This is a genomic window from Streptomyces pseudogriseolus (assembly GCA_002154585.1).
Lineage (GTDB): Bacteria > Actinomycetota > Actinomycetes > Streptomycetales > Streptomycetaceae > Streptomyces > Streptomyces pseudogriseolus.
Genome location: MUNG01000061.1, coordinates 1 through 8,642, shown reverse-complemented (window position 1 = coordinate 8,642; position 8,642 = coordinate 1). Strand labels below are relative to the sequence as shown.

The 8,642-nt window shown below is 76.2% G+C and carries 2 protein-coding genes; both read right to left on the bottom strand.

The features are described from left to right. A partial coding sequence (locus CCN29_RS07125; protein ID WP_143661288.1) for a type I polyketide synthase occupies positions 1-3,366 on the bottom strand: 3,366 nt, incomplete at its 3' end. A gap of 66 nt (positions 3,367-3,432) precedes the next feature. Then, on the bottom strand, positions 3,433-8,642 hold a 5,210-nt coding region (locus CCN29_RS07120; RefSeq protein ID WP_086680585.1), incomplete at its 5' end, for an SDR family NAD(P)-dependent oxidoreductase.

Here is an 8,642-nt window from a genome sequence, read left to right as displayed (position 1 = left end):
GTCGCCGTCGCGCCAGGCGGCGCGCAGGCCCTGGAAGACGGGGCCGTACTGGTAGCCCTGGTCGGCGAGGGCGTCGTAGAAGCCGTCCAGCGGGACGGGGGTGGCGCCGGCGGGCGGCCAGGCGGTGAGGGTGTCGCCGGGGCGGGCGGCGGCGGCCGGGGCGAGGACGGCGGTGGCGTGCCGGGTCCAGGGGGTGTCGTCGTCGGCGTCCGGGCGGGCGTGGACGGTGACGGTCCGGCGGCCCGCGTCGTCGGGGGCGCCGAGCACGATCTGGAGCTGCACGCCGTGGCCGTCGGGCAGGACCAGCGGCGCTTCCAGGGTGAGTTCGTCGAGCAGGCCGCAGCCCACCTCGTCGCCGGCCCGCAGGACGAGTTCGACGAAGGCGGTGCCGGGCAGCAGGACGGTGCCGGCGACGGTGTGGTCGGCGAGCCAGGCCTGGGCGCGGGTGGAGAGCCGTCCGGTGAGCAGGACCCGGTCCTCGTCGGCGACGCGGACCACGGCGCCCAGCAGCGGGTGTCCGGTGCCGGCGAGCCCGGCGCCGGTGACGTCACCGGTGCTGGCGGCGGGCCGCAGCCAGTACCGCTCGCGGGTGAACGCGTAGGTGGGCAGCTCGATCCGGGGGGCGCCCGGAGCGGGTGCGCCGAGGAGGCGGTCGTGGTCGACGGGGACGCCGTGGGCGTGGGCGCCCGCGACGGCGGCGAGCAGGGTGGCCGGCTCGGGGCGGTCCTTGCGCTGGAGGGGCAGGCAGATCCGCTCGGTGGTGTCCTCGGGCAGGCAGGTGCGGGCGAGCGCGGTGAGGGTGGCGTCGGGGCCGAGTTCGAGGAAGCGGGTGACACCCCGCTGGACGAGTCCGTCGACGCCGTCGGCGAAGCGGACCGTGTGCCGCACGTGCCGTACCCAGTAGTCGGCGGAGGCCAGTTCGTCGGCGGTGGCGGGGCTGCCGGTCAGGTCGGAGACGACGGTGATCCGCGGCGGGCGGGCGGTGACGCCCGCGGCGACCCGCCGGAACTCCTCGAGGGCGCCGTCCATCCGGGCGGAGTGGAAGGCGTGCGACACGCGCAGCCGGCGGGTGGTGCGGCCGCGGGCGCCGAGTTCGGCGGCGACGGCCTCGACGGCCGCGGTGTCGCCGGAGAGGACGGTGGCGCGGGGCCCGTTGACGGCGGCGACGGACACTGCGTCGCCGTGCGCGGCGAGCAGCGGGGTGACCTCGTCCTCGGCCGCCTCGACGGAGATCATGGCGCCGCCCTCGGGCAGGGCCTGGAGGAGCCGGCCGCGGGCGGCGACCAGACGGCAGGCGTCGGCGAGCGACCACACGCCCGCGACGTGGGCGGCGGTCAGCTCGCCCAGGGAGTGGCCCAGGAGGTACTTCGGGGTGACGCCCCAGGATTCGAGCAGCCGGAACAGGGCGACCTCGAAGGCGAACAGGGCCGGCTGGGCGAGGCCGGTGGCGCGCAGGGCCTCCTCGTCGCCGGAGTGCAGGACGGTGTCCTTCAGGGACAGGCCGAGTTCGGGGTCGAGGTGGGCGCAGACCTCGTCGTAGGCGCGGGCGAACGCGGGGAACGCGGCGTACAGGTCCCGGCCCATGCCGGGGCGCTGGGCACCCTGTCCGGGGAAAAGGAACGCGGTGGCGCCGCGCAGGGTGCGGCCGGTGACGAGCGCCGGGTGCTCCTCGCCGTCGGCGAGGGCGCGCAGCGCGTCGCGCGCGGCGGCGGTGTCCGGGGCGAGGACGGCGGCCCGGTGCTCGAAGGTCTGCCGGGTGGTGACGAGGGCGCGGGCGGTGTCGTGCGGGTCGTCGTCGGGGTGGTCGGCGACATGCTTCAGGAGCCGTGCGGCCTGGCCGCGCAGGGCCTCGGCGCTGCGCGCGGACACGAACCAGGGGGCGAGGGGCAGCGGCCGGGCCGGTGCGGCCGTCGCGCCGGCCGCGGTGGTCCCGGCGGCGGGGGTGTCGGTGGCCTCGGACTCCGGCTCGGGTTCCGGTTCGGGCGCGGCCTCCAGGATGACGTGGGCGTTGGTGCCGCTGATGCCGAAGGAGGAGACGGCGGCCCGGCGCGGGCGGTCGCCGGTGGCGGGCCAGTCGGCGGGCTCGGTGAGCAGGCGGACGTGTCCGGCGTCCCAGTCGACGTGGGTGGAGGGCCGGTCGACGTGCAGGGTGCGGGGCAGCCGGCCGTGCTGAAGCGCCATCACGGTCTTGATGACGCCGGCGACGCCGGCGGCGGCCTGGGTGTGGCCGAGGTTGGACTTCAGGGAGCCGAGCAGCAGCGGCCGGTCGGCGGGCCGGTTCTGCCCGTACGTGGCGAGGAGGGCCTGGGCCTCGATGGGGTCGCCGAGGGTGGTGCCGGTGCCGTGCGCCTCGACGGCGTCGACGTCGGCGGCGGTGAGGCCCGCACTGGCGAGGGCCTGTTCGATGACGCGCTGCTGGGCGGGCCCGTTGGGGGCGGTGAGGCCGTTGGAGGCGCCGTCGGAGTTGACGGCGGAGCCGCGGACCACGGCGAGCACGGGGTGGCCGTTGCGGCGGGCGTCGGAGAGGCGTTCCACCAGGAGCAGGCCGACGCCCTCGGACCAGCCGGTGCCGTCGGCGCCGTCGGCGAACGCCTTGCAGCGCCCGTCGGGGGCCAGGCCGCGCTGCCGGCTGAACTCGAACAGCAGGCCGGGGGTGGCCATGACGGCGACGCCGCCGGCCATCGCGAGGTCGCACTCGCCGTTGCGCAGGGCCTGCACCGCCCAGTGCAGGGCGACCAGGGAGGAGGAGCAGGCGGTGTCGACGGTGACGGTGGGGCCTTCGAGGCCGAGGACGTAGGAGATGCGGCCGGAGGCGACGGAGGTGGCGTTGCCGGCCAGCATCAGGCCGTGGACGTCCTCGGGCACCTCGACGGGGCCCTGTCCGTAGCCGGAGGTGGCCGCTCCGACGAACACGCCGGTGGCGCTGCCGCGCAGGGTCTGCGGGCGGATCCCGGCGCGCTCCAGCAGTTCCCAGGAGGCTTCCAGGAGCAGGCGCTGCTGGGGGTCGGTGGCCAGGGCCTCGCGGGGGCTCATGCCGAAGAAGCCCGCGTCGAAGGAGGCGGCGTCGCCGAGGAAGCCGCCCTCCCGGGTGGAGAAGGTGCCGGGGTTGCCGGGGTCGGGGTCGTAGCGGTCCTCGATGTCCCAGCCGCGGTCCGCGGGCAGCGCGCCGATGGCGTCGCCGCCCTCGTCGACGAGGCGCCACAGGTCCTCGGGGCCGCGGACGTCGCCGGGGAAGCGGCAGCTCATCGCGACGACGGCGATCGGCTCGCGGGCCCGGTCCTCGACCTCGCGCAGCCGGCGGCGGGTCTGCCGCAGTTCGCCCGTGACCCGCTTGAGGTATTCCACGTACTTGTCGTCGTCAGCCACGTGTGTCACTTCCTTGAACCCGGTGGGGCCGGGGCGTCGGGTGCGGTCGGGAGGGCGGCGGGGTGCTCATGCGTCTCCCAGCTCGCGGTCGATCAGGTCGAAGAGGTCGTCCGGCGTCTCGACCCCGGCGAGTTCCTCGTCCGCCTCCGCCGGCGCGGTGGCGGTGGCGGCGGGGACCGGTGCGTCCTGCCAGCGGGCGAGCAGCTCCCGCAGCCGGGCGGTGACCCGTTCGCGGTCCTCGCCGTCCACGGAAGCGTCGTGCAGGGCGCTCTCCAGGCGGTCCATCTCGCCGAGCAGGGCCTGCGCGGTGCCGGGCGGCTCGGGCAGGTCGAGCCGGCTCATCAGGTGCCGGACCTGGGCGAGCGGCGTCGGGTGGTCGAAGACCAGCGTGGCGGGCAGCCGCAGGCCGGTGACCGCGCCGAGGCGGTTGCGCAGTTCGACCGCGGTGAGGGAGTCGAAGCCGAGTTCCTTGAAGGTCTGGTCGGGTTCCATCGTGTCGGCCGAGCCGTGTCCGAGGACGGCGGCGGCCTGTTCGGCCAGCACGTCGAGGAGCAGCTGCTCGCGGTCGGCGGCGGACAGCGGGGCCAGCCGTTCGGCCAGGGTCTGCTCGGCCGCCGTGGTGGCCGCGGCGGCCGCCGGGGCGGCGTCGGCGCGGCGGCGTACGGGGGTGCGCACGAGGCCGCGCAGCAGCACCGGCAGCACGTCGTGGTGGGCGCGCAGGGCGGCGGCGTCGAGGTCCATCGGCAGCAGGGCGGCCCGGTCCGAGACGGACGCGGCGTCCAGCAGGCGCATGCCCCGTGCCGGGTCCAGCGGGACCATGCCGGTGCGGGCGTGCCGCTCCCGGTCGGCGTCGGTGAGCTCACCGGTCATGCCCGCGTCCGGCAGCCAGGTTCCCCAGGCGAGGGAGACGGCCGGCAGGCCGAGGGCGCGCCGGTGCTGGGCGAAGGCGTCCAGGAAGGCGTTGGCGGCGGAGTAGTTGGCCTGTCCGGCGCCGCCGAAGGTGCCGGCGACGGAGGAGAAGACCACGAACCGGGCCAGGTCCAGGTCGCGGGTGAGCTCGTGCAGGGCGACGACCGCGTCGGCCTTGGGGCGCAGCGCCTCGGCGAGCCGTTCGGGCGTCATCGAGGTGAGCACCCCGTCGGCGAGGACGCCGGCGGTGTGCACGACCGCGGTGAGCGGCCGGTCGGCGGGGATGCCGGCGAGGAGCGTGGCGAGCGCGCTGCGGTCGGCGACGTCGCAGGCGGCGACGGTCACCTCGGCGCCCAGGGCGGCGAGTTCGGCGCGCACTTCGGCCGCGCCGGGGGTGTCGGGGCCGCGCCGTCCGGCGATCAGCAGGTGCTTGACGCCGTGCTCGGCGACCAGGTGGCGGGCGGTGGTCCGGCCGATGCCGCCGAGGCCGCCGGTGAGCAGCACGGTGCCCTCCGGGTCCGGGGCGACGGGCAGGGTCAGGACGACCTTGCCGATGTGCGCGGCCTGGCTGAGGTGGCGGAACGCCTCGGGGGCGCGGCGTACGTCCCACACGGTCGTCGGCAGCGGCCCGAGCACCCCGCGGTCGAAGAGCTCCACGAGTTCGTGCAGCATCTCGCCGATCCGGTCGGGTCCGGCCTCGATCAGGTCGAAGGCGCGGTAGTCGACGCCGGGGTGGTCGGCCGCGACCGTCTCCGGGTCGCGGACGTCGGTCTTGCCCATCTCCAGGAAGCGTCCGCCGCGCGGCAGCAGCCGCAGGGAGGCGTCCACGAACTCCCGGGCCAGGGAGTCCAGGACCACGTCGACGCCGCGGCCGCCGGTGGCGGTGCGCAGCCGCTCCTCGAAGCCGAGGTCGCGGGAGGAGGCGAGGTGGGCGTCGTCGAGTCCGGCGGCGCGCAGCGCGTCCCACTTGGCGGGGGACGCGGTGCCGTAGACCTCGGCGCCGAGGTGGCGGGCGAGGCGGACGGCGGCGGAGCCGACGCCTCCGGCCGCGGCGTGGACGAGGACGCTCTCGCCGGGCTTCAGCGCGGCGAGGTCGACGAGCCCGTAGTAGGCGGTGAGGTAGGTGATCGGGACGGTGGCGGCCTCGGCGAAGCTCCAGCCCTTGGGGATCGGCGCGACCATGCGCTCGTCGGCGACGGCGACCGGTCCGAAGGCCCCCGCGAACATGCCCAGCACGCGGTCGCCGGGGGCGACGGAGGTCACCTCGGCGCCGGTCTCGGTGATCACGCCGGCGCCTTCGAGACCGATGGCGGTGGCGTCGCCCGGGTACATGCCGAGCGCGGTGAGGACGTCACGGAAGTTGACGCCGGCTGCGCGCATCGAGATCCGTACCTCGCGCGGGCCGAGCGGCCCGGTGACCTCGGGGCAGGGCACGAGCCGCAGGCCGTCGAGGGTGCCCTGGCGCTCGACGCCGAGGCGCCACGCCTCGGTGCCGGCCGGCGGGACCAGGGCCCGGTCGGCGGCCAGGGGCACCACGCGCGGCGCGGTCACGGTGCCTTCGCGTACGGACAGTTCGAACGCGGTCGCGTCGAGCGCGGCGGGCAGCGCGGCGGCGGAGGCGGCGGTGCCGTCGGTGTCGACGAGGACCAGGCGGCCGGGGTTCTCGGTGCGGGCGGAGCGCACCAGGCCCCAGACGGCGGCCTGGGCCGGGTCGGCGGGCCGGTGACCGGGGGGCGCGGCGTCGCGGGTGACGACGGCGAGCCGGGCCGCGGCGAACGCCGGGTCGTCCAGCCACCGCTGGAGGAACGCCAGGACCTCGCCGGTGGTCTGCCGTGCCCGCTCGGCCGGGTCGCCGTCGGTGACGGGCACGGCGTACAGGACGGTGTCCGGCACGCGCCCGGCGGCGAGGGCGTCCGCGTCGGGTGCGACGGTGACGGTGTGCCCGGCCCCGCGCAGGGCCGCGGCCAGTTCCCGGGCCTCGGCGGAGCCGGTGACCGCCCAGTCGGCGGCGGCCGGTGCGCCGGAGGACGCCGGGGAGCCGGCCGGCTGCCAGTCCAGTTCGTACAGGCCTTGCCGTTCGGGGTTGCCGACGGTGGCCCCGTCGAGGTCGCCGGTCAGTTCGCGCAGGGTGAGCGAGCCCACGGAGGCGACGGGCCGGCCGGCCGGGTCGGCGAGTTCGAGGGCGACGGACTCGGGGCCCCGCAGGGTCATGCGCACCCGCAGGGCGGAGGCGCCGACGGCGTCGAGCCGCACGTCGTTCCAGGAGAACGGGAGCCGTCCCGCGTCCTCCATCGGCACGAACATCACGGCGTGCAGCGCGGCGTCGAGCAGGGCCGGGTGCAGATCGAAGGCGTCGGCGGCGGGGTCGGCGTCGGCGGGCAGACCGACCTCGGCGAAGACCTCCTCGCCGCGCGTCCACACCCGGGTCAGTCCCTGGAAGAGCGGGCCGTAGAGGTGGCCGCGGTCGGTGAACGCCTCGTAGAAGCCGTCCAGGGACACCTCCTCGCCGTCGGCGGGCGGCCAGGCGGTGAAGTCGTACGAACCGCTCGCGGAGCCGGCGGCCGGTGCGTCGGCCGTGAGCAGGCCGCTGACGTGGAGGGTCCACGGGTCGTCGGGGCCGGCGTCGTCGCGGCGGCCGTGCACGGTCACCGGGCGGGCGCCGGTGGCGTCCGGCGCCTCCACCCGCACCTGCACCCGCACTCCGCCGCGCTCGGGCAGGGTGAGCGGGGTCAGGATGGTCAGCTCGGCGACGTTCTCGCAGCCCGCCTGAGCCCCGGCGTGAAGCGCGAGGTCGAGGAAGCCGGTGGCCGGGAACAGGGCCGTGCTGGTGAGGGCGTGGTCCTTCAGCCACGGGCTGGACTGCAGGGAGAGCCGCCCGGTGAGCAGGTGGGTGTCGCCGTCGGCGAGGGTGACGGCCGCGCCCAGCAGCGGGTGCGTGCTGGCGCCGAGACCGGCGGCGGTGACGTCCCCGAGCAGGGCGGGCGGCCGGGGCCAGAAGCGGCGGCGCTGGAAGGGATACGTGGGCAGTTGTACGACACGGGCGCCGGCGCCGTCGAAGAGGCGGGGCCAGTCGACGTCCACGCCCTTGGCGAAGGCGCGGGCGACGGCGTCGAGCAGGGCACCGGTCTCCTCGCGGTCCTTGCGCAGCGACGGGACGAAGAGGACGTTCGCGCTGTCCTCGCCCAGGCAGGTCTGGGCGAGGGCGGTCAGGGTGCCGTCCGGGCCGATCTCCCAGAAGCGGTCGGCCCCGTGCTCGGCGAGCCAGTTGACGCCGTCGTGGAAGCGGACCGGCTGCCGGACATGGCGGACCCAGTACTCGGGGTCGGTGAGCAGGCCGGGTTCGGCGGCCTGTCCGGTGACGGTGGAGACGACGGCCATGGTCGGCTCGCTGTAGGTGAGGCTCGCGGCGACCTCGCGGAACGCGTCGAGCATCCGGTCCATGAGCGGGGAGTGGAAGGCGTGGCTGACGCGCAGACGGGTCGTACGCCGTCCGACCGCGGCGAGTTCGGCGGCCACCTCGGCCACCGCGTCCTCCGCACCCGACACGACCACGGAACGCGGGCCGTTGACGGCCGCGATCCCGGCGTCGGTCCGTCCGTCGAGCAGCGGCAGCACCTCGTCCTCGGCCGCCTCGACCGCGAACATCGCACCACCGGCGGGCAGTTCCTGCATCAGCCGGCCACGCGCGGCCACCATGGCGCATGCGTCCTCCAGGGAGAACACCCCGGCCACATGCGCCGCGGCGATCTCGCCGATGGAGTGCCCGGCCAGGAAGTCCGGCCGCACGCCCCAGGACTCGAGGAGCCGGTACAGCGCGACCTCGACCGCGAACAGCGCGGGCTGGGTCCAGCCGGTCATGTTCAGCCGCTCGGCGTCGTCGCCGAGGACGATGTCGCGCAGCTCGTCGCCGATGTGCGCGCACACGGCGTCGAAGGCGTCCGCGAACACCGGGAAGGCGTCGTACAGTTCACGGCCCATGCCGGGACGCTGGGCGCCCTGCCCGGAGAAGAGGAAGGCGGTCTTGCCCTGGCCGCGGTGGACGCCCGTGACGGTGTGCGGTCCGGTCTCCCCCTCGGCGAGCAGCCGCAGTCCGTCGGTGAGGGCGGCGCGGTCGGCGCCGAGCACGACGGCCCGGTGCTCGAAGACGGTACGGGTCGCGGTCAGGGAGAGGCCGATGTCCGCGGGGGTGAGATCGGGGTTCTGCCCGATGTGGGCGAGGAGTTGGGCGGCCTGGGCGCGCAGCGCGTCGCGGCTGCGGGCGCTGAGGACCCAGGGCAGGAGGCCGTGGGTGACGGCCGGGCTCTTCGGTTCCTCGACCTCGTGTTCCTCGTCGGTGGCGTCCTTGACGGCTTCGAGGACGACGTGGG